This window comes from Gymnodinialimonas ulvae, from assembly GCF_037543845.1.
In the GTDB taxonomy this organism is placed as follows: Bacteria; Pseudomonadota; Alphaproteobacteria; order Rhodobacterales; family Rhodobacteraceae; genus Gymnodinialimonas; species Gymnodinialimonas ulvae.
Genome location: NZ_JBBIFX010000010.1, coordinates 1 through 1,020 on the forward strand (window position 1 = coordinate 1; position 1,020 = coordinate 1,020).

The window sequence follows — 1,020 nt, forward strand, 5'->3', positions numbered from 1 at the left end:
TGGAGTAGCCCCCTGAAAGTGGTGCACCAACTGGGATAGATTGTCCCGCAAATTGGAGGATCAGCGATGGCTGGGAAACGAGAAAAGCCCGAAGAGATCGTATCGAAGCTTCGGCAGGTTGAAGTCCTGCAAGGACAGGGGGCGACGATTGCCGAGGCCGTGCGTCAGATCGGTGTGACGCAGCAGACGTTTTTATCGATGGCGGAAACTCTATGGCGGGATGCAACGATCTCAGCTCGCGCGTCTGAAAGAGCTTGAGAAGGAAAACCAGCGGTTGCGGCGGGCGGTGTCTGATTTGACCCTGGACAAGCTGATCTTGACGGAAGCAGCGAGGGGAAACTTCTAAGCCCTTCACGACGCCGGAAGTGCATCGATCATGTGCGGCGGGAGCTTGGCGTGTCCGAGCGTCGCGCCTGCCGCGCACTCGGCCAGCACCGGTCCACGCAGCGCAAGGCACCGCGAGGCCGTGCCGATGAACAGCGGCTGACCGATGATATCATCGAATTGGCTGACCGGTATGGACGCTACGGATATCGAATGGTGACGGGTTTGCTGAACAATGCGGGCTGGTGTGTGAACCACAAGCGGGTCGAACGCATCTGGCGACGTGAAGGGCTGAAAGTGCCACAAAAACAGAAGAAAAAGGGGCGGCTTTGGCTGAACGATGGGTCATGCGTGCGTCTGCGGCCCAAGCGTCCCAACCACGTCTGGTCCTATGACTTCGTGCAGGATCGCACCGCCGATGGGCGCGTCTACCGAACGCTCAATATCATTGACGAATATACGAGGGAGGCGCTCATGATCCGCGTCGATCGCAAGCTCAACTCAACCGATGTGCTGGACGCACTGACCGACCTGTTCATCCTGCGCAGCCCGCCAGAATACATAAGATCCGACAATGGCCCCGAGTTCATTGCGCAGAAGGTGCGGAACTGGATCGCAGCTGTCGGAGCCAAGACGGCCTACATCGAACCAGGATCACCTTGGGAGAACGGCTACTGCGAAAGCTTCAACGCCAGG

Annotated in this window: 1 pseudogene; it reads left to right on the top strand. The window is 58.4% G+C overall.

Annotated features, from left to right (window positions below):
• Positions 1 to 66 precede the first annotated feature (66 nt).
• Positions 67 to 1,020, top strand: a pseudogene (locus tag V8J83_RS19035) (IS3 family transposase); the annotation flags it as partial.